The 19,551-nt window shown below is 55.0% G+C and carries 19 protein-coding genes; 10 read left to right on the plus strand and 9 right to left on the minus strand.

From position 1 onward, the window contains the following. Positions 1 to 35: 35 nt before the first annotated feature. Positions 36 to 1,055 (plus strand): NADPH-dependent aldehyde reductase Ahr, encoded by a 1,020-nt coding sequence (gene ahr, locus AAEY27_RS19335; RefSeq protein ID WP_342322410.1) that lies wholly within the window; start codon positions 36 to 38, stop codon positions 1,053 to 1,055. Between the two features lie 78 nt (positions 1,056 to 1,133). Here ahr and AAEY27_RS19340 read toward each other — a convergent pair whose 3' ends face one another. The 5 genes from AAEY27_RS19340 to AAEY27_RS19360 all read right to left on the minus strand — a co-directional run bounded on the left by AAEY27_RS19340 (position 1,134) and on the right by AAEY27_RS19360 (position 5,700). Next, on the minus strand, positions 1,134 to 2,771 hold the full coding sequence (locus AAEY27_RS19340) for a dihydroxyacetone kinase subunit DhaK (protein ID WP_342322411.1): 1,638 nt from the start codon (positions 2,769 to 2,771) through the stop codon (positions 1,134 to 1,136). Between the two features lie 88 nt (positions 2,772 to 2,859). Continuing rightward, positions 2,860 to 3,351: a hypothetical protein gene (locus AAEY27_RS19345; protein ID WP_342322412.1), complete on the minus strand. Its 492-nt coding sequence runs from the start codon at positions 3,349 to 3,351 to the stop codon at positions 2,860 to 2,862. A 52-nt stretch (positions 3,352 to 3,403) separates the two neighbouring features. Continuing rightward, positions 3,404 to 4,486, minus strand: a complete 1,083-nt coding sequence (gene lptG / locus AAEY27_RS19350; RefSeq protein ID WP_342322413.1) for an LPS export ABC transporter permease LptG — start codon at positions 4,484 to 4,486, stop codon at positions 3,404 to 3,406. Next, a complete protein-coding gene (gene lptF / locus AAEY27_RS19355) occupies positions 4,486 to 5,586 on the minus strand; it encodes an LPS export ABC transporter permease LptF (RefSeq protein ID WP_342322414.1) in 1,101 nt (366 codons plus the stop codon). Before lptF ends, lptG begins: the two co-directional genes overlap by 1 nt. Positions 5,587 to 5,649: 63 nt before the next feature. Continuing rightward, complete coding sequence (locus AAEY27_RS19360; RefSeq protein ID WP_216637209.1) at positions 5,650 to 5,700, minus strand: hypothetical protein; 51 nt, start codon at positions 5,698 to 5,700, stop codon at positions 5,650 to 5,652. 153 nt (positions 5,701 to 5,853) lie between these two features. On the opposite strand from AAEY27_RS19360, the gene pepA reads away from it, so the two are divergent. The 3 genes from pepA to AAEY27_RS19375 all read left to right on the plus strand — a co-directional run bounded on the left by pepA (position 5,854) and on the right by AAEY27_RS19375 (position 10,815). Next, positions 5,854 to 7,365 (plus strand): leucyl aminopeptidase, encoded by a 1,512-nt coding sequence (gene pepA, locus AAEY27_RS19365; RefSeq protein ID WP_342322415.1) that lies wholly within the window; start codon positions 5,854 to 5,856, stop codon positions 7,363 to 7,365. A 151-nt stretch (positions 7,366 to 7,516) separates the two neighbouring features. After that, positions 7,517 to 7,960, plus strand: coding sequence for a DNA polymerase III subunit chi (gene holC, locus AAEY27_RS19370; protein ID WP_342322416.1), 444 nt, complete (start codon positions 7,517 to 7,519; stop codon positions 7,958 to 7,960). Continuing rightward, positions 7,960 to 10,815, plus strand: coding sequence for a valine--tRNA ligase (locus AAEY27_RS19375; RefSeq protein WP_342322417.1), 2,856 nt, complete (start codon positions 7,960 to 7,962; stop codon positions 10,813 to 10,815). Before holC ends, AAEY27_RS19375 begins: the two co-directional genes overlap by 1 nt. Positions 10,816 to 10,879: 64 nt before the next feature. Here the strand turns inward: AAEY27_RS19375 and AAEY27_RS19380 are convergent, their stop codons facing one another. Further along, positions 10,880 to 12,082 (minus strand): YjgN family protein, encoded by a 1,203-nt coding sequence (locus AAEY27_RS19380; RefSeq protein WP_342322418.1) that lies wholly within the window; start codon positions 12,080 to 12,082, stop codon positions 10,880 to 10,882. A 192-nt stretch (positions 12,083 to 12,274) separates the two neighbouring features. Between AAEY27_RS19380 and AAEY27_RS19385 the strand changes: the two genes are divergently transcribed. Further along, positions 12,275 to 12,778 carry a GNAT family N-acetyltransferase gene (locus AAEY27_RS19385; protein ID WP_342322419.1) on the plus strand — a complete coding sequence of 168 codons (504 nt, stop codon included), beginning with the start codon at positions 12,275 to 12,277 and terminating at the stop codon, positions 12,776 to 12,778. Positions 12,779 to 12,790: 12 nt separating this feature from the next. Here AAEY27_RS19385 and miaE read toward each other — a convergent pair whose 3' ends face one another. Both miaE and rraB read right to left on the minus strand, forming a co-directional pair. Then, positions 12,791 to 13,549, minus strand: a complete 759-nt coding sequence (miaE, locus tag AAEY27_RS19390; RefSeq protein WP_342322420.1) for a tRNA isopentenyl-2-thiomethyl-A-37 hydroxylase MiaE — start codon at positions 13,547 to 13,549, stop codon at positions 12,791 to 12,793. 45 nt (positions 13,550 to 13,594) lie between these two features. Further along, complete coding sequence (rraB, locus tag AAEY27_RS19395; RefSeq protein WP_342322421.1) at positions 13,595 to 14,026, minus strand: ribonuclease E inhibitor RraB; 432 nt, start codon at positions 14,024 to 14,026, stop codon at positions 13,595 to 13,597. 98 nt (positions 14,027 to 14,124) lie between these two features. On the opposite strand from rraB, the gene argL reads away from it, so the two are divergent. After that, positions 14,125 to 14,220, plus strand: a complete 96-nt coding sequence (argL, locus tag AAEY27_RS22460; RefSeq protein WP_425294642.1) for a putative translational regulatory protein ArgL — start codon at positions 14,125 to 14,127, stop codon at positions 14,218 to 14,220. Continuing rightward, positions 14,190 to 15,194 carry an ornithine carbamoyltransferase gene (gene argF / locus AAEY27_RS19400; RefSeq protein ID WP_342322422.1) on the plus strand — a complete coding sequence of 335 codons (1,005 nt, stop codon included), beginning with the start codon at positions 14,190 to 14,192 and terminating at the stop codon, positions 15,192 to 15,194. The genes argL and argF (AAEY27_RS19400) overlap by 31 nt, the downstream gene beginning before the upstream one ends. Positions 15,195 to 15,230: 36 nt before the next feature. On the opposite strand, the gene AAEY27_RS19405 is transcribed toward argF (AAEY27_RS19400), so the two are convergent. Beyond that, positions 15,231 to 15,683: a YhcH/YjgK/YiaL family protein gene (locus tag AAEY27_RS19405; protein WP_342322423.1), complete on the minus strand. Its 453-nt coding sequence runs from the start codon at positions 15,681 to 15,683 to the stop codon at positions 15,231 to 15,233. A gap of 676 nt (positions 15,684 to 16,359) precedes the next feature. Between AAEY27_RS19405 and arcA the strand changes: the two genes are divergently transcribed. From arcA to argF (AAEY27_RS19420), 3 genes are read left to right on the plus strand one after another with little or no spacing between them, the layout of a single operon-like run. Then, the gene (gene arcA, locus AAEY27_RS19410; RefSeq protein WP_342322424.1) at positions 16,360 to 17,580 is read left to right on the plus strand and encodes an arginine deiminase; all 1,221 of its coding nucleotides are present in this window, start codon (positions 16,360 to 16,362) and stop codon (positions 17,578 to 17,580) included. Between the two features lie 10 nt (positions 17,581 to 17,590). Further along, positions 17,591 to 18,502 (plus strand): carbamate kinase, encoded by a 912-nt coding sequence (gene arcC / locus AAEY27_RS19415; protein ID WP_342322425.1) that lies wholly within the window; start codon positions 17,591 to 17,593, stop codon positions 18,500 to 18,502. 18 nt (positions 18,503 to 18,520) lie between these two features. Continuing rightward, a complete protein-coding gene (argF, locus tag AAEY27_RS19420) occupies positions 18,521 to 19,525 on the plus strand; it encodes an ornithine carbamoyltransferase (RefSeq protein WP_342322426.1) in 1,005 nt (334 codons plus the stop codon). Positions 19,526 to 19,551: the final 26 nt, after the last annotated feature.

The raw sequence follows: 19,551 nt of genomic DNA on the forward strand, positions 1-19,551 counted from the left end.
ACTTCATCCATCTCCCTCCAACAAAGGAATCCATGATGAGCATCATCAAAAACTACGTCGCGCCGCAGGCGGGTGCCGCACTCGAACTACAGGAATATGATGCTGGCCCGCTGGCGGCAGAAGATGTGGAAGTACAGGTGGATTACTGCGGGGTCTGTCATTCGGATCTGTCGATGATCGACAACGAATGGGGCTTTTCCCAGTACCCGCTGGTTGCCGGGCATGAAGTGATTGGCCGCGTGGTGGAATTGGGTAGCGCGGCGCAAGACAAAGGCCTCAAAGTGGGTCAGCGCGTCGGCATCGGCTGGACGGCGCGCAGTTGCGGGCACTGCGATGCCTGTATCGACGGCAATCACGTTAACTGCCTGGAAGGCACTGTGCCGACCATTATCAATCGCGGCGGTTTTGCCGATAAGCTCCGCGCCGACTGGCAGTGGGTCATTCCGCTGCCGGACAGCATTGATGTTGAAACCGCCGGGCCGCTGCTCTGTGGTGGGATCACCGTATTTAAACCGCTGCTGATGCACAACATCACCGCCACCAGCCGCGTCGGTGTCATCGGTATCGGCGGGCTCGGGCATATCGCCATCAAACTGCTGCATGCCATGGGTTGTGAAGTGACGGCGTTTAGCTCGAACCCCGCAAAAGAGGCGGAAGTGCGCCTGATGGGGGCAGATTACGTGGTGAACAGCCGGGATACCGAAGCGCTGAAAGCGCGGGCGGGTCAGTACGATTTGATCATTAACACCGTTAATGTCGATTTGAACTGGCAGCCCTACTTCGAAGCACTGGCGCACGGCGGGAATTTTCACACCGTCGGTATTGTGCTGAAACCGCTGGAAGTACCGGCTCTCACTCTGGTTAGCGGGGATCGCAGCATCTCCGGTTCCGCAACTGGCACGCCGTTTGAATTGCGTAAGCTGATGAAGTTTGCCGGACGGGCGAAAGTGGCACCGACCACCGAGATGTTCCCAATGTCGCAAATCAATGACGCGTTGCAGCATCTGCGCGATGGCAAAGCCCGTTATCGCGTAGTGTTGAAAGCGGATTTTTAACAGACTCAAGGTTTGTAGGCCGGATTAGGCGCAGCCGCCATCCGGCAAAATTGCCCGGAAGTTTCCGGGCAATTGGGTTTATTTGGCGATGGCGGCAAACACGTCGGCAATCGCCACTGCGCCTGGGTCGGTGACCCCGGACAGGTTTTCACTGTTCACATAGGATGAGCGCCCGGCACCGGCTTTTTGCATGGTGGCGGTGCTCTCCGCCCCTTTCTTCGCGGCGTCTACCGCTGCTGCCATCCCGCTGTCGCGCAGCGCTTCCAGCGCCGGTTGCAGCGCGTCGATCAACGTGCGATCGCCCAGATCTGCCCCGCCGTAATGCTTCATTTGCTTTAATCCCAACAGCAACGCGTCCGGCAGCGCGGTGGCGTTATGCACCGCCTGGCCTGCGGCAGTGAAGAAAATCGACATCAACACGCCGCTGGAACCGCCCATCACCGTCGCCAGACGTTCGCCGACCAGTTGCAGCAACTGCGCGGTGTTGTTCAGCGGTAGCGCATCGTTCTCCAGCAGGCGTTTGATCTCCCGCGCGCCTTCGGCAAAGGTCGAACCGGTATCGCCATCGCCCACTTTCGCATCCAGCGCGTTTAGGCGGTTTTCAAGATCAATCAATATTTGCGCCGCCGTGCCGACCAGCGCTTTTACCTGCGGGTTATCAGACGGTTCGATTTCGAGTCCATCGTAAACGGCGCTATGTGACACGGTTTTCATCGGCGCGAAAGGCACCGGCTTCTGCCAGCCGACCGTCTGCACATCCGCGCAAATCGCCTGTTCGAACTCGTCGTTCAGGCGCAGCAACGACAGCGAAAAGCCTTTCATATCCAGCGAACTGACCAGCGGCGCGGGGCCAACTAAGTACGCAAGTTGGTCTTTCAACGCAGAGTGCGCCAGCTCTTTGGTCAGCAGCGCCATTTCCAGCGCGGAAACGCCGCCGAGGTTGTTGATCAGCACCGCCACGCGATCGTCGCCCACCGCCGCTTTTAACGGTTTGACCAGCGTCTCGATAAGTTCCTTGCTGTTGTGGGTGTCCACGGTGGTCGCGCCCGGTTCGCCATGGATCCCCAGCCCCAGCTCGACGTGGCCTTGCTGAATGCGACCTTCCTCGCTGTCGCTGCCCGGCAGGTTGCAGGTCTCCATCGCCAGCCCGAGGCTGTAGACGTTATCGCAGGCTTGCTGGGCGATATCGCGCACTTCGCTGAGCGACTTGCCATGCTCAGCGGCATGGCCGGCAATTTTATGCACCAGCGCCGTTCCGGCGATACCGCGCGGCTGTTTGTTGTCCGGCAGCGCAATGTCGTCGGCGACGATCACCATCTCCACTTTCAGGCCGTAGAGTTTGGCTTTTTCCGCCGCCAGACCGAAGTTTAGCCGGTCGCCGGTGTAGTTTTTGACAATCAGCAGGCAGCCACGATCACCGGTCACCGCCACAATGGCGTTCAGCACCGCGTCGACGCTTGGCGATGCGAAAACATCACCGCAAACGGCAGCGGTGAGCATGCCTTTGCCGACAAACCCGGCATGCGCCGGTTCATGGCCAGAGCCACCGCCGGAAATTACCGCCACGCGGCTTTTGTCCCAGTCGGCGCGAGCCACAATACGGATGGCAGGATCAATATCGAGTCGAACGAGGTTGCCGTGCGGTGCAGAAATCACTAAACCTTCAATGGCATCATTGACCAACTGTTTGCGGTCATTGAAAAAGAATCTGGACATAGTCTTCCGAATATATGTTGTGAATCGTTCTTCAAGCATAGCCCGCGCAATGCGCAGCGGGGCAAAGAACAGATTTTACTGAGAGGCGTTACGGCGTGGTTCGGCCAAAATCTTCCGCATAACCGCGCGCTTTTTGCAGGCGATCAACACGATACGCTTGCCAGAACCCGCCCGCCATTGCCAGCGCCAAAAGACCGCTGTGCAGGTATAGCGCGAGATGCGCATCAAGAAAGATAAACCCGGCGATCGCCGGGGGAAAAAAGGCGTAGAACAGGTACTCAAACGCGGTATCTACCGCTTTGAAGCGCGCCATCACGCGGTCGGCCTGCTTCTCTTCTGGCGAACCGCGACGCACGGTTCCAACGGCACGCGCCAGCTTATCCGCCCGGTTAATCAACCCGCTAAGCAGCCCCAGCGACAACAGCGTGACCAGCAGCTCGAACGACAGCAGCGCGCTATCGCCGCCCAGCGAGGCTAACCACTGCCCGCCGACAACCAGCGCGGTGAAAATGGCATTCAGTACAGCGGAGAAAAGCACGGCGGAAAAGCCAAGCGCAGTGCGCGTTGCGAAACGAAACAAGCTGTGCTCCTTGCAGAAAAAAGAAGAGAGGCCGCAGCCTCTCTTTTCACGATTAATTTTTACGCATCATTAGCCACAGGCTGATCAAAAAGAACGTCGCACTCGGCAACAGCGCACCCACCACCGGCGGAATGCCGTAAACCAGCGTTAGCGGGCCGAAAATCTGATCCATTACGTAGAAGACAAAGCCGAAGCTGATACCGGTGACCACACGCACACCCATCGGCACGCTACGCAGCGGGCCAAAGATAAACGACAGCGCCATCAGCATCATCACCGCTACCGACAGCGGCTGGAAGATTTTGCTCCACATATTGAGCTGGTAGCGCCCGGAATCCTGGCCGCTCGACTTCAGGTATTTCACATAGTTGTGCAGGCCGCTGATGGACAGCGCATCCGGATCCAATGCCACCACGCCCAGTTTGTCCGGTGTGAGGTTGGTTTTCCAAGTGCCGCTAACGGTCTGCGAACCGGTGACCTGTTTTGGATCGGTCAGGTTAGACTCATCCACCTGCGACAAACGCCAGATTTTGTGTTCCGCATCGAACGTCGCCGAAGCGGCATAGCGCACGGACTGCAAACGGCGCTCTTTATTGAACGAGTAGATACTGACGCCACCCAGTTCGTTATCGCCTTTCACGCGTTCGATATAGATAAAGTTATTGCCGTCTTTTGCCCACAAACCGGACTGCGTGGAGAGCAGCGAGCCGCCATACATCGACTGCGCGCGCTGGTTACGCGCCATCTGCTCGCCCTGCGGCGCAACCCATTCGCCGATAGCCATGGTCAGCAAAACCAGTGGAATGGCGGTTTTCATCACCGACAGCGCCACCTGCATACGGGTGTAACCCGAAGCCTGCATCACTACCAGTTCGCTGCGCTGCGCCAACATGCCCAGCCCGAGCAGCGCGCCAAGCAGCGCGGCCATCGGAAAGAAGATTTGGATATCTTTCGGCACGCTGAGAAGGGTGTACATCCCCGCGCCGAGGGCGTCGTAGCTCCCCTGCCCGGCTTTTTTCAACTGGTCGACGAACTTGATAATGCCGGAGAGCGACACCAGCATGAACAGGGTCATCATGATGGTGGTAAAAATGGTTTTACCGATATAGCGGTCGAGTACGCCAAAAGCCTGCATTATACCGCTCCTCTACGCAGAAAACGGGCGCGAACCCGGCGCATTGGCACCGTATCCCACATATTCAGCACCACCGCCAACGCCAGATAGATCACGTTGACCACCCACATCCACACCAGCGGATCGAGCTTCCCTTTCATGCCGTTTGAGCGAAGCGTGGTCTGCAACAGGAAGAAAACCAGGTACAACAGCATGGCAGGCAGCATGGATAATACGCGGCCCTGACGCGGGTTCACCACGCTCAGCGGCACGACCATCAGCGCCATCATAAACACGGTAAAGATAAGCGTTAAACGCCAGTGCAACTCTGCGCTGGCGCGATCGTTGTCGGTATTAAACAGCGTGCGCATATCCATTTGCTCGGTATCCGACGGATCCAACGCGACCGCCTGGTGGCCGATAATTGCCTGATAATCCAGGAAATCCGTAATGCGGAAATCGCGCAGCATCGCCGTGCCTTCAAACCGCGTTCCGGTATTCAGTGTCACGACTTGCGAGCCGTCCTTATGCTGTGAAAGATGACCGGAATCCGCCAGCACCACGGACGGGCGCGCGTTACCTTTCGGACGAAGTTGCGCGAGGAAAACGTTGGTGAATTTGCTGCCTTCAACGCCTTCAATAAACAGCACCGAGTTGCCGTCTGTCGCCTGCTGGAACTGGCCTTGCGCTAACGCGGCGAGGCCGGGGTTCGCTTTGGCATCTGCCAGCACTTGATCCTGATGACGGGATGACCACGGACCAGCCCACATCACGTTGACGGCCGCGACCACGCCGGTAAACAGCGCGAGAATCAGCGCAGCTTTCACCAGCACCGCGCGGCTCAGCCCGCAGGCGTGCATAACCGTGATTTCGCTTTCGGTGTAGAGTTTGCCCAACGTCATGAGCAAGCCGAGGAACAGACTCAATGGCAGGATCAGCTGCGCCATTTCTGGCACACCAAGGCCTAACAGAGAGAGAACGAGGTTTGTGGGGATTTCGCCGTCGGCGGCTGCGCCCAAAATCCTGACTAATTTCTGACAGAAGAAAATCAGAAGCAGGATGAATAGGATCGCAAGCTGGCTTTTAAGCGTCTCCCGCACCAGATATCTTGTGATTATCACTTTAAATACGCCCGTAAAAACCAGTCTTTTTCCTGGAAAATCGCTTGTTTCATGGCTTAAACGTCATTTATTCTCTTGAGTCGTCGAAATCATCGCTAAGATTAATATACTCAGCGGATACGTGCGTGAGACCCGATTCTGACGTGCCGAAACCGAAGTAACATTAAGATTAACACGAAGTCACCGCAACAGCGGACATGCGTTACGTAAGGTTGCAATTCTATCCGTAGCCGCCGCCGTTGTCTTTAAGATTCAGGAGCGTAGTGCATGGAGTTCAGTGTAAAAAGCGGTAGCCCGGAGAAACAGCGGAGTGCCTGCATCGTTGTCGGTGTCTTTGAACCGCGCAGGCTCTCTCCGATCGCCGAGCAGCTCGATAAGATCAGCGACGGTTACATCAGCGCGCTGCTGCGTCGCGGGGAACTGGAAGGCAAGCCTGGACAGACCCTGTTACTTCACCACGTACCAAATGTGCTTTCCGAGCGTATTTTACTGATTGGCTGCGGAAAAGAGCGGGAACTGGATGAGCGCCAGTACAAGCAGGTTATCCAGAAAACTATCAATACGCTGAATGATACCGGCTCAATGGAAGCGGTCTGTTTCCTGACCGAGCTGCACGTCAAAGGGCGCAACACTTACTGGAAAGTGCGCCAGGCGGTGGAAACCGCGAAAGAGACGCTCTACAGCTTCGACCAATTGAAAACCAACAAAAGCGAGCCGCGCCGCCCGCTGCGTAAAATGGTGTTCAACGTGCCAACCCGCCGCGAACTGACCAGCGGCGAGCGCGCCATCCAGCATGGTCTGGCGATTGCGGCTGGCATTAAAGCGGCGAAAGATCTCGGTAATATGCCGCCCAACATTTGTAATGCGGCCTACCTTGCGTCGCAGGCGCGTCAACTGGCGGATACTTACAGTAAAAATGTGATGACCCGCGTGATCGGCGAGCAACAGATGCGCGAGCTGGGCATGCACTCTTACCTCGCGGTTGGCCAGGGTTCACAAAACGAATCGCTGATGTCGGTTATCGAATACAAAGGCAACCCGTCGGAAGACGCGCGCCCGATTGTGCTGGTCGGCAAAGGCCTGACGTTCGACTCTGGCGGTATCTCCATCAAGCCGGCCGAAGGCATGGACGAGATGAAGTACGACATGTGTGGCGCAGCAGCAGTGTACGGCGTGATGCGCATGGTGGCTGAGTTGCAACTGCCGATCAACGTGACGGGCGTACTGGCGGGCTGTGAAAACATGCCTGGCGGTCGCGCGTATCGTCCGGGCGATGTGCTGACCACCATGTCCGGCCAAACCGTGGAAGTGCTGAACACCGACGCCGAAGGCCGGCTGGTGCTGTGCGATGTGCTGACGTATGTTGAGCGCTTCGAGCCGGAAGCGGTGATTGATGTGGCGACATTAACAGGCGCATGCGTTATCGCGCTGGGTCACCATATTACCGGCCTGCTGTCGAACCACAATCCGTTGGCACACGAGCTGATTGGCGCGTCCGAACAGGCGGGCGATCGCGCGTGGCGTCTGCCGATGAGTGATGAGTATCAGGAGCAGCTGGAATCCAACTTTGCCGATATGGCGAACATTGGCGGGCGTCCTGGCGGCGCGATTACCGCCGGTTGTTTCCTGTCGCGCTTTGCTCGCAAGTACAATTGGGCGCACCTTGATATCGCCGGTACTGCGTGGCGTTCCGGTAAAGCGAAAGGCGCAACGGGTCGTCCGGTGGCGATGTTGTCCCAGTTCTTGCTCAATCGCGCCGGGTTCAACGGCGAAGAGTAATTGTCGTTAATGCGAATTGATTGCCGGATGGCGGCCACGCCCTATCCGGCCTACAGATTCGGTCGGCAATTGGGCGTAAAACATTCCGTAGGCCCGGTAAGCGTAGCGCCACCGGGCTTAGCATTTAAATCCTCAACCAAAAGCCCCATATATGAAAAATGCAACGTTCTATCTTCTGGACAACGACACACAACAAGATGGCTTAAGCGCCGTCGAACAACTGGTGTGTGAAATTGCCGCAGAACGTTGGCGTAACGGCAAACGCGTGCTGATTGCGTGTGTTGATGAGCAACAGGCGATTCGCCTTGATGAAGCGCTGTGGGCGCGCCCGGCGGAAAGCTTTGTGCCACACAACCTGGCGGGTGAAGGCCCGCGCGGTGGCGCGCCGGTTGAAATTGCCTGGCCGCAGAAGCGCAACAGCAGCCCGCGGGACATCTTAATCAGCCTGCGCGCGGAATTTGCAGATTTTGCCACCGCTTTCACAGAAGTGATAGACTTCGTCCCTCACGAAGACTCTCTGAAACAACTGGCACGCGAACGCTACAAAGCCTACCGCGTGGCCGGTTTCAACCTGAACACGGCAACCTGGAAATAATGGAAAAGACATACAACCCCAAAGATATCGAACAGCCGCTGTACGAGCAGTGGGAAAAGCAGGGCTATTTCAAGCCGAACGGTGATGAAAGTAAGGAAAGCTTCTGCATCATGATCCCGCCGCCGAACGTCACCGGCAGTTTGCATATGGGCCACGCCTTCCAGCAGACCATCATGGATACCATGATCCGCTACCAGCGCATGCAGGGGAAAAACACCCTGTGGCAGGCCGGTACTGACCATGCGGGTATCGCAACCCAAATGGTGGTTGAGCGTAAAATTGCCGCCGAAGAAGGTAAAACCCGCCACGACTACGGTCGCGATGCCTTCATCGACAAAATCTGGCAGTGGAAAGCGGAATCCGGCGGCACCATTACCCGCCAGATGCGCCGTCTGGGTAACTCCGTGGACTGGGAGCGCGAGCGCTTCACCATGGACGAAGGTCTTTCCAATGCCGTGAAAGAAGTGTTCGTCCGCCTGTATAAAGAAGATCTGATTTACCGTGGCAAACGCCTGGTGAACTGGGATCCGAAACTGCGCACTGCGATTTCCGATCTGGAAGTGGAAAACCGCGAGTCCAAAGGCTCAATGTGGCATATCCGCTACCCACTGGCCGACGGCGCGAAAACCGCCGACGGTAAAGATTATCTGGTTGTTGCGACCACTCGCCCGGAAACCCTGCTGGGCGATACCGGCGTGGCCGTGAACCCGGAAGATCCGCGCTATAAAGATTTGATTGGCAAATTCGTCGTCCTGCCGCTGGTTAACCGCCGTATTCCAATTGTTGGCGATGAACACGCCGATATGGAAAAAGGCACCGGCTGCGTGAAAATCACCCCGGCTCACGACTTCAACGACTACGAAGTTGGCCGTCGTCACAAGCTGCCGATGATCAATATCCTGACCTTTGACGGCGATATCCGTGAAAGCGCGCAGGTGTATGACACCAATGGCAACGAATCCACCGTTTATCCGGCTGATATCCCGGCCGAGTTCCAGAATCTGGAGCGTTTTGCCGCGCGTAAAGCGGTGGTTGCCGCCGTTGACGCGCTTGGCCTGCTGGAAGAGGTTAAACCGCACGACCTGACCGTTCCGTACGGCGATCGTGGCGGCGTGGTTATCGAACCGATGCTCACCGATCAATGGTACGTTCGCGCGGATGTGCTGGCGAAACCGGCGGTTGAAGCGGTGGAAAACGGCGATATCCAGTTCGTGCCGAAGCAGTACGAAAACATGTATTTCTCCTGGATGCGCGACATTCAGGACTGGTGTATCTCTCGCCAACTGTGGTGGGGCCACCGCATTCCGGCGTGGTACGACAACGAAGGCAATGTCTACGTTGGCCGCAACGAAGAAGAAGTGCGCCAGGAAAACAACCTGTCAGCCGATATCGCGCTGCGCCAGGACGACGATGTGCTGGACACCTGGTTCTCCTCCGCGCTGTGGACTTTCTCGACCCTCGGCTGGCCGGAAAACACCGACGCGCTGCGTCAGTTCCACCCGACCAGCGTGATGGTCAGCGGCTTCGACATCATCTTCTTCTGGATCGCGCGCATGATCATGATGACCATGCACTTCATCAAAGATGAAAACGGCAAGCCGCAGGTACCGTTTAAAACCGTCTATATGACCGGTTTGATTCGCGATGACGAAGGCCAGAAGATGTCGAAATCCAAAGGCAACGTGATTGACCCACTGGATATGGTCGACGGGATTTCGCTGGCGGATCTGCTGGAAAAACGCACCGGCAACATGATGCAGCCGCAGCTGGCGGAGAAAATCCGCAAGCGCACCGAGAAGCAGTTCCCGGACGGCATTGAACCGCACGGCACCGACGCCCTGCGTTTCACCCTGGCGGCGCTGGCTTCGACCGGTCGCGACATCAACTGGGATATGAAACGCCTGGAAGGTTACCGTAACTTCTGTAACAAGCTGTGGAACGCCAGCCGCTTTGTGCTGATGAACACCGAAGAGCAGGATTGCGGGTTCAACGGCGGCGAAAGGGTGTTATCGCTGGCGGACAGGTGGATTCTGGCGGAATTCAATCAGACCATCAAAGCCTACCGCGACGCGCTGGACAGCTTCCGCTTCGATATCGCGGCGGGCATTCTGTATGAGTTCACCTGGAACCAGTTCTGCGACTGGTATCTGGAGCTGACCAAGCCGGTGATGAACGGCGGTTCAGAAGCGGAATTGCGTGGCACGCGCAATACGCTGGTAACGGTGCTGGAAGGTCTGCTGCGCCTCGCGCACCCGATCATTCCGTTTATCACGGAAACCATCTGGCAGCGCGTGAAAGTGCTGAAAGGCATTAATGCCGATACCATCATGCTGCAACCGTTCCCGGAATATGACGCCTCTCAGGTTGATGAGAACGCGGTTTCCGATACCGAATGGCTGAAGCAGGCGATTATTGCAGTACGTAATATTCGTGCTGAAATGAACATTTCGCCGGGCAAACCGCTGGAACTGCTGCTGCGTAACGCCAGCGCCGATGCGCAGCGTCGTGTCAACGACAACCTGAGCTTCCTGAAAACGCTGGCGCGTCTGGAGAGCATCACCGTGCTGTCTGGCGATGAGAAAGGTCCGGTTTCGGTCACCAAGATCGTTGATGGCGCAGAGTTGCTGATCCCGATGGCGGGTCTGATCGACAAAGACGCCGAGCTGGCGCGACTGGCGAAAGAAGTGGCGAAAGTTGAGCAGGAAATTGGCCGCATCGAAAGCAAACTCGGCAACGAAGGCTTTGTGGCTCGCGCACCGGAAGCGGTGATTGCCAAAGAGCGTGAGAAGCTCGATGGCTACGCGCAGACCAAAGCGAAGCTGATTGAACAGCAGGCTGTTATCGCCGCGCTGTAATCGTGAAGCATAAAAAAAGCCGGGCTATTAAAATGCCCGGCTTTTTTATTTATCTTGAAAATTCTTAAAACGCCGCCGGATAGAATGACAAACCGCGCGCCAGCAAGTTCGCCGGATCTTTTGCCGGTTTCTCGCCGTGATCCTCTAACGTCAACGCTTCCAGATCGCCATAAACATGCGTGTTTTCCAGCAGATAGCGGGTCATACGCACTTTCGCCCACGGCCACGCCAGGAACAGCGTCACGAAGCAGACCAGCATGTTGCTGATGGAAATCCAGAACATGCGACCCACGGTCACCGTTGAAGAGAAGCGAATATCCCCTTCCAGCGCTAATTGGCTATAGAGATAACTGCGCAGTTTCACGAAGGCGAAAATAAAGCACACAATCGCTCCGGCAATATAAATCAAATAGGCCAGCATTAATTTGCCGTAGAAAGGTCCCATTAGCATTGCTAACTGCTCCGGATCGCCGCCCACCGCGTAGGTATACTGCGACATCATGTAGAAAGCAGGAACAATCATATACAGCATCAGGGCGATAAACGGCACAAACAGCAGCATCGACAGCACAATGATGGTGACGCATTTTTTGATGGAAAAGGTGCCGGAGAATTTCAATTTGCCATACTGCAAATTATTCACCAGCATGCCAAACCATTGCGCCGTGTAAACACCTTGCATAATGGCCACACCCAGCAGTAATACCAGCGAACCAAGACCAATAAGGGTGATAATAGCGCCGATGGAAGTGCTGCTCATGGCCGAGGTGGTAAAGAGAGAGAACACCACCACCGACGCGATAATAATCAGCAGCGGGCAGCCCATCATCACCCACCAGGCGCGCAGCGGGCTGGCGTAAAAGTTAAAACGCACGCCATTAATTTCCGTCATCAACATTTGATAACGCAGGCCCTGGGTGATCAACCACGGGAAGAACAGCAGGAATAAGCCAATCATGCACAGTTGCAGGACCATGTTTTGATACATCACGTTAATGAAAAAGATCACATATAACGCCAGCAAACACAGCCAGCCAATGAAAATAGAACTGCCCGTTGCGTGATAAGAAAAACGCGCGCCGTCGAGGTCAGTATTCGCGTAGAAATAACGACGCGCACGCACTAACGCCCAGGGCAAATATAACCCTAGTGTTATTAGGGTAAGCAGAATATTTACCAGCCATATCACGAAATAACCTTTCCCGCTGCCCTGAAATAGAAAATGGCGCACGGGAGCGGCCACGGAACCATGAGTTTCGGAAGTCATAACAATCCTTATCGTAAAAAAGACAAGCCAAACGGAGTAAAGCACAACAATATTGCTTAAGAATTATCTCCACCATGCAGTCTAAATAGCTTATGGTCAAAAAAATAGCGCCCAATATTCCTGGTCTTGCCAGAACGCGCCTGGAGTGGTATTAAGCAAGATCACGTAAAAAGCAATAAATAGAGTACGAAGATGAATGTGACCGTTCCGGTAGAGGTAAAAATGCGCCGGATTGCTGTTGCCGATAACGCAGCAATCGCATCCGTGATCCGCAAGGTGTCCGCGGAATATGGCCTCACCGCCGATAAAGGCTACACCGTTGCCGACCCTGAGCTGGACGAGCTTTATCAGCTCTACAGCCGCCAGGGGTGCGCATATTGGGTGGTGGAACAAAACGGAGAAATTGTCGGCGGCGGTGGTGTTGCACCGTTGAAATGCAGTGAATCGGATATCTGCGAGCTGCAAAAGATGTATTTCCTGCCCACCGCGCGCGGCCAGGGACTGGCGAAGAAACTGGCGCAAATGGCGATGGAACACGCGAAATCTCAGGGTTTCAGGCGTTGTTACCTGGAAACCACCGCGTTTTTAACCGACGCCATCGGCCTGTACGAGCATCTTGGGTTTGAGCATATCGACGGGCCGCTGGGCTGTACCGGCCATGTGGATTGCGAAGTCCGCATGCTGAAAGCGCTGTAACACAGCGCTTTTTTACACCGGGACGCCGCTGTGAAAACGGAACTCGGCGTCCGGTGAGGAAATCAACGCCGCTTCCACTTCGCCGAAATGGCGCACGCGCGGGCTGATATCAACCGCCGAAATCTGCTGTGCCAGCGCCAGATAATCCTGATAATGACGCGCTTCAGAACGCAATAACGACATATAGAACTTCCGCAAATCATCCTCCAGCCACGGCGCCAGCGCCGCAAAACGTTCGCACGAGCGGGCTTCGATATAGGCCCCGCAAATCAGTTTATCCACCAGTGTCAGCGGTTCGTGCGTGCGCACTTCTTTGAGCATCCCTTTGGCATACCGGCTGGCGGTGATTTTGACGTAGGGGATATCGCGGGCACTCATCGCTTCCCGCACCTGCCAGAAATGGTGCAACTCCTCTTTAATCAGCAACACCATACTGTCGATTAACGCCTGGCCCCAGGCATCATCCGTTTGCGGCATTACGCTTTTACCGATCTGCTTATGCAAAGCGACAAAATCGGGTTCCGGCCCTTCGCGAAACGCGAATTCTTCGTAAGGTTTCAGCCATGCCAGCAACGCATCCGAGCCGCCTTTATCCGCCACATAGCGGCGCACCAGCAGCATCGCGGTTTGGGCGGCTTTCAGTTCGCAGACCATATGATCGGTCAACAGCAGCGGCAACATTGCCGGATCGCGGGCTTTGTCTATCCAGGATTGAGGGGTTGGGCAGTGCAGAAAAGCGAAAACCGGGGCGAGTATTTGCGGGTAATCCATGGCGTTTCCTTACTTTGCGGCAGCGAGCGCTGCCGCAACATTCACTCAGTGACGAACGCCGTCGTCTTCTTCGTCAACGAAATCTTCGTCGTCATCGTCACCTTCTTCGCCTTCTTCGCCGTTCGGGTCTTCGTAGTAAGTGCCCCAACCGTCGTATTCGACGTCGAATTTCTCTGCCAGATTAATCAATTGCTCAACCTGCGCGTCGATCAGGTCAGCATTCAGCGCGCTTTCGCTCAGCACGTCGCAGCAGATAACCACTTCGCCTTCGTCCAGTTCCAGCTCTTCCGGCTCGGTCACTTCATAACCCAGCTTAAAGGCTTCAACTGCGGCTTTTTCCAGCGTTTCGAAATCATCTGCCGACAGGTGATGCTCAATGGTGTACAGCGCATCAGGATCGCTGCCGTCTTCCAGCAATTCTTCAATAATCAAACGCGTTTCTTCGCGCTGCTCTTCCAGGTGTTCCGGGTTCGCCATGGCATGTTCCTCATCAAAGTGGCAGATACTCTTATTGTCACACACCGCCGCCATTGCCTCCACTCTTCGCCGAAAAGATTTCTCACCCGGGGTTGCAAATGAATATTCATACATATAAATTGAATTTTAATTCAATAAGTGGCCTAAGCCATGTGAGGGAAACATGTCTGCGTTTTATCAAAAACATTTTTTAAAACTGCTCGATTTTACACCCGCTGAAATCAACGCTCTGCTGCAACTTGCCGCACAATTGAAAGCTGATAAGAAAAAAGGCCAGGAAGTCCAGAAACTTACCGGCAAAAATATCGCGCTCATCTTCGAAAAAGACTCAACCCGTACACGATGCTCTTTCGAAGTTGCCGCATATGACCAAGGCGCTCGCGTCACTTATCTCGGCCCAAGCGGCAGCCAAATCGGGCATAAAGAATCAATCAAAGACACCGCACGCGTATTAGGCCGCATGTATGACGGCATTCAATATCGCGGTTACGGCCAGCAGATTGTCGAAACGCTGGCGCAATACGCTGGCGTGCCGGTGTGGAACGGTTTAACCGATGAGTTCCACCCAACGCAGTTGCTGGCGGATTTGCTGACCATGCGCGAGCAATTGCCAGGCAAAGCTTTTAGCCAGATGACGCTGGTCTACGCGGGCGATGCGCGCAATAACATGGGCAACTCGATGCTGGAAGCCGCGGCGTTAGTTGGCCTGGATCTGCGCCTGGTCGCGCCGAAAGCCTGCTGGCCGGAAGCGAGCCTGGTGGCGGAATGCCAGGCGTTAGCGGTGAAAAACGGTGGGAATATTCTGCTGACGGAAGATATCGCCGTCGGGGTGAAAGACGCCGATTTCATCTACACCGATGTGTGGGTGTCGATGGGAGAAGCAAAAGAGAAATGGGCCGAGCGCATCGCGCTGCTGCGTCCTTATCAGGTCAACAGCAAAATGCTGTCGCTGACCGGCAATCCGCAGGTGAAATTCCTCCACTGCCTGCCTGCGTTTCATGACGACAAAACCACGCTTGGCAAGAAAATGGCGCAAGAGTTTGGTCTACACGGCGGCATGGAAGTCACGGATGAAGTATTCGAATCACCGGCAAGCGTGGTGTTTGATCAGGCGGAAAACCGCATGCACACCATTAAAGCGGTGATGGTCGCGACACTCTGCAAGTAATGCTTTCCCCTCTCCTTTTCGGGAGAGGGGAAAAAATCAGGCCACAGACAATTTAACGACCACTTTGCGCACCTGCGCCGCCGCATTCACTGCACACAGCGGTTTATGCACTTCGCCTGGATAGAACACCACAAAATCCCCCTCGCTCAGCACCACGGTTTTTTCCTGCTCGCCTTGCGCTAAAAAGGCGATGTCTTTATCCGCCAGCCAGTCAGTATCCGGCGTGCCCGCAGGCTGCGTGCTGAAGGTCATCCCTTCCTGGCCTTTCAGGACAATTTGAATATCCAGGTAACGCGCGTGGTATTCGGCGCGACGCTCAACAAACGGCTGCGTCATATCTTCTGAAACCAGATAAAACAGGCGGCTGCCGTCGATCTCATGTTTGCCGGTAGGCGTCGCGTCGGTAACGTGCTGTTTAACGTGTTCAATGGCTTCGCGCAGTTCTGCCGGCAGCCAGGATTGTAAATTGTGAATATTGCCAACGATCATGATTTAACCCTCAAGATAAAACGTCGTTTCATTTTCAGCTTTTATACGAGAATTCCCTCTGCCATACCACCACTTTTTGCGCGAGATTTGTGTCAGCGCATGTTTATCGCGGAGATGTTATCTGCCTGTTAAGCCATGAGCGGAAAGTATGCGATATTCGTGCATAAAACAGAAATTAGCTGACCCAAGAAGCATGCTGACCTTTTGATTTTTCAGCCTTTAATTAAAAACACGTTATGCCCTCACATTTTGCCATTTCGTTTTTTGCCGCATTTATTCGCGTGTTATTTCTGTTTTTATGGCGAAACGAAACGGGTTAATTCATTTTTTTGCATAGTTATTCTAATAAAAGAGGCAATCATAATAAAATCAATATGTTATAAAATCATAGGATTTTATAAAAAGCCACAAATCGATAACACCCATGAATAAGTTCAGCCATTAATGCGTAGCCATTCAAATATCCAAAATAGCTAATTATCACTTTTCTGATAAACATCATGCATTCGAAAGACGGGTCTTTAATATCTGATTCGACGTGCGCACCATCACATTATTAATTCATACGGCTTCTACTATTAGCCGTGAAATTAATTGAGACTAACCGGCAATGAAATTAACCATTATTCATTGCCCGGCCCCTATTTATTCTGAAAATACAGCTAAAGGAATAATTATGGAAAAGCATTACGTCGGTTCTGAAATAGGCCAATTGCGTAGCGTTATGCTACACCGCCCTAATTTAAGTCTGAAACGCTTAACGCCGTCGAATTGTCAGGAATTGCTGTTTGACGATGTGTTATCCGTTGAACGCGCCGGTGAAGAGCATGATGTGTTTGCAAACACGCTGCGCGAGCAGGGTGTGGAAGTCCTGTTGTTGACCGATCTTATGACGCAAACTCTTGATATTGCAGAGGCCAAATCCTGGCTATTAGAAGTACAGATCTCTGATTACCGCCTCGGGCCAGCATTTGCCGCAGACGTGCGCGGCTGGCTGGCGGATATGCCTCACCGCGAACTGGCGCGGCGACTCAGCGGCGGCCTGACCTACGGCGAAATTCCCGCGTCGATTAAAAATATGGTGGTTGATACCCACACAGCGAATGACTTTATTATGAAACCGCTGCCCAACCATTTATTTACCCGCGACACGTCATGCTGGATATATAACGGCGTATCGATTAATCCGATGGCAAAACCGGCCCGTCAGCGAGAAACCAATAATCTGCGTGCTATTTATCGCTGGCATCCCGCCTTCTCCGATGGGGAATTTATTAAATATTTTGGCGACGAAAATATTAATTATGACCACGCCACGTTAGAAGGCGGAGATGTATTAGTGCTTGGCCGTGGCGCGGTATTAATTGGCCTCTCTGAACGCACCACCCCGCAGGGTGTTGAATTTCTGGCGACCAGCCTGTTTAAACATCGCCAGGCCGAGCGCGTGGTGGTGGTTGAATTGCCAAAACATCGCTCGTGCATGCATCTCGACACCGTGATGACCCACATCGATCTGGACACGTTCTCGGTCTATCCCGAAGTGGTTCGCCAGGATGTGCATTGCTGGACGCTGACCCCGGACGGGCGCGGCGGCCTGCAACGCCGCCAGGAAAGCAGCCTGCTGCACGCCATTGAGAAAGCGCTCGGCGTTGATCAGGTGCGGCTTATCACCACTGGCGGCGACGCTTTCGAAGCTGAACGCGAACAGTGGAACGACGCCAACAACGTGCTCACCCTGCGTCCCGGCGTGGTGGTGGGTTACGAGCGCAACACCTGGACCAACGAAAAATACGACAAAGCCGGGATCACCGTGCTGCCCATTCCGGGCGATGAACTGGGGCGCGGGCGCGGCGGCGCACGCTGCATGAGTTGCCCGCTGGAACGCGACGGCATTTAAAGGAGCCATCATGGAAAGAAAACCGACCCTCGTTGTCGCCCTCGGCGGCAATGCGCTGCTCAAACGCGGCGAACCACTGGAAGCCAGCCTTCAACGCCAGAACATTGAACTCGCGGCTAGCACGATCGCCGGGCTAACCAACCAGTGGCGCGTGGTACTGGTTCACGGCAACGGACCGCAGGTTGGGCTGCTGGCGCTGCAAAACAGCGCCTACACCAGCGTCGCTCCCTACCCGCTCGACATTCTGGGCGCCGAAAGCCAGGGAATGATCGGCTACATGCTGCAACAGGCACTGAAAAACCGCCTGCCGCAGCGGGAAATCAGCGTGCTGCTGACGCAAGTGGCCGTCGATCCTGCCGATCCGGCGTTCAACAACCCAACAAAATACATCGGTCCGATCTACAGCGAGGCGCAGGCACAGAGCCTGCGACAGGAAAAAGGCTGGTTATTTAAAGCCGACGGCAACGCTTTTCGCCGTGTCGTTCCCTCCCCACAGCCGAAACACATTGTTGAAAGCGACGCCATTCGCACGTTGATCGCCCGCGATCATCTGGTGATTTGCAACGGCGGCGGCGGTGTGCCGGTGGTGGAAAACGCCGACGGTTACCACGGCATTGAAGCGGTTATCGACAAAGACCTTTCCGCAGCGCTGCTGGCGCGGCAGATAGAAGCCGATGCCTTGCTAATCCTGACCGATGCCGATGCGGTGTACCTCGACTGGGGCAAACCGACGCAGCGCCCGCTTACGCAAGTCACCCCTGAAATGCTGCGTGACATGCTGTTCGACGCCGGTTCGATGGGGCCGAAAGTCGCCGCCTGCCGCCAGTTCGTCGAAGCCTGCCACGGCATCGCCGGAATCGGCGCGCTGGCAGATGGCCCGGCCATTCTCGCCGGGGACAAAGGCACCTTAATTCGCTACTGATTTCAAAAGGAAGACTGTATGAGCATCAACCTGAAAAACCGTAATTTTCTCAAACTGCTGGACTACACCCCGGCGGAAATTCAGTACCTGATCGATCTGGCGATTCAGCTCAAAGCAGACAAAAAAGCCGGGCGCGAGAAACAAACCCTGGTGGGCAAAAACATCGCGCTGATTTTTGAAAAAACCTCTACTCGCACCCGCTGCGCCTTTGAAGTTGGCGCATTCGATCAGGGCGCCCAGGTCAGTTATCTCGGCCCTGGCGGTTCGCAAATTGGCCATAAAGAGTCGATGAAAGATACCGCCCGCGTACTCGGTCGCATGTATGACGGCATCGAATATCGCGGCTACGGCCAGCACATCGTGGAAGAGCTGGGTGAATATGCGGGCGTCCCGGTGTGGAACGGTTTAACCAACGAGTTTCACCCCACGCAAATCCTGGCCGACCTGATGACCATGCTGGAACACGCACCGGGCAAAGCACTGGCGGATCTGCGATTTGCCTATTTGGGCGATGCGCGTAACAACATGGGCAACTCACTGATGGTGGGCGCGGCGAAAATGGGCATGGATATCCGCCTGGTTGCGCCGAAATCGTTCTGGCCTGAAGCCGCACTCGTTGCGCAGTGCCGCGCCATCGCCAAAGAGACGGGCGCACGCATCATGCTCACCGACGATGTGGAAGAAGGCGTGCAGGATGTCGATTTCCTCTACACCGACGTCTGGGTGTCGATGGGCGAGCCAAAAGAGGCCTGGTCGGCGCGCGTCAGCTTGATGAAACCCTACCAGGTCAATGGCGCGGTGGTGAAAGCCACCGGTAACCCGAACGTCAAATTTATGCACTGCCTGCCCGCCTTCCATAACGAGCACACCCAAGTCGGCAGCGAAATCGAAATGGCGTACGGGCTAAAAGGGCTGGAAGTCACCGAAGAGGTCTTCGAATCGCCCAACTCAATCGTTTTTGACGAAGCAGAAAACCGGATGCACACCATCAAAGCGGTCATGGTGGCAACACTCGGCGACTAACCACCTCCCCGGCGCATCACGGGGTG

The organism is Kosakonia sp. BYX6, from assembly GCF_038449125.1.
GTDB classification, from domain to species: Bacteria; Pseudomonadota; Gammaproteobacteria; order Enterobacterales; family Enterobacteriaceae; genus Kosakonia; species Kosakonia calanthes.

Bases quoted from the DNA above. Each gene is read 5' to 3' on its own strand.
- ahr (WP_342322410.1), top strand. From the start codon at position 36: ATGAGCATCATCAAAAACTACGTCGCGCCGCAGGCGGGTGCCGCACTC.
- AAEY27_RS19340 (WP_342322411.1), bottom strand. From the start codon at position 2,771: ATGTCCAGATTCTTTTTCAATGACCGCAAACAGTTGGTCAATGATGCC.
- lptG (WP_342322413.1), bottom strand. From the start codon at position 4,486: ATGCAGGCTTTTGGCGTACTCGACCGCTATATCGGTAAAACCATTTTT.
- pepA (WP_342322415.1), top strand. From the start codon at position 5,854: ATGGAGTTCAGTGTAAAAAGCGGTAGCCCGGAGAAACAGCGGAGTGCC.
- holC (WP_342322416.1), top strand. From the start codon at position 7,517: ATGAAAAATGCAACGTTCTATCTTCTGGACAACGACACACAACAAGAT.
- AAEY27_RS19375 (WP_342322417.1), top strand. From the start codon at position 7,960: ATGGAAAAGACATACAACCCCAAAGATATCGAACAGCCGCTGTACGAG.
- AAEY27_RS19380 (WP_342322418.1), bottom strand. From the start codon at position 12,082: ATGACTTCCGAAACTCATGGTTCCGTGGCCGCTCCCGTGCGCCATTTT.
- AAEY27_RS19385 (WP_342322419.1), top strand. From the start codon at position 12,275: ATGAATGTGACCGTTCCGGTAGAGGTAAAAATGCGCCGGATTGCTGTT.
- miaE (WP_342322420.1), bottom strand. From the start codon at position 13,549: ATGGATTACCCGCAAATACTCGCCCCGGTTTTCGCTTTTCTGCACTGC.
- rraB (WP_342322421.1), bottom strand. From the start codon at position 14,026: ATGGCGAACCCGGAACACCTGGAAGAGCAGCGCGAAGAAACGCGTTTG.
- argL (WP_425294642.1), top strand. From the start codon at position 14,125: ATGAATATTCATACATATAAATTGAATTTTAATTCAATAAGTGGCCTA.
- argF (WP_342322422.1), top strand. From the start codon at position 14,190: ATGTCTGCGTTTTATCAAAAACATTTTTTAAAACTGCTCGATTTTACA.
- AAEY27_RS19405 (WP_342322423.1), bottom strand. From the start codon at position 15,683: ATGATCGTTGGCAATATTCACAATTTACAATCCTGGCTGCCGGCAGAA.
- arcA (WP_342322424.1), top strand. From the start codon at position 16,360: ATGGAAAAGCATTACGTCGGTTCTGAAATAGGCCAATTGCGTAGCGTT.
- arcC (WP_342322425.1), top strand. From the start codon at position 17,591: ATGGAAAGAAAACCGACCCTCGTTGTCGCCCTCGGCGGCAATGCGCTG.
- argF (WP_342322426.1), top strand. From the start codon at position 18,521: ATGAGCATCAACCTGAAAAACCGTAATTTTCTCAAACTGCTGGACTAC.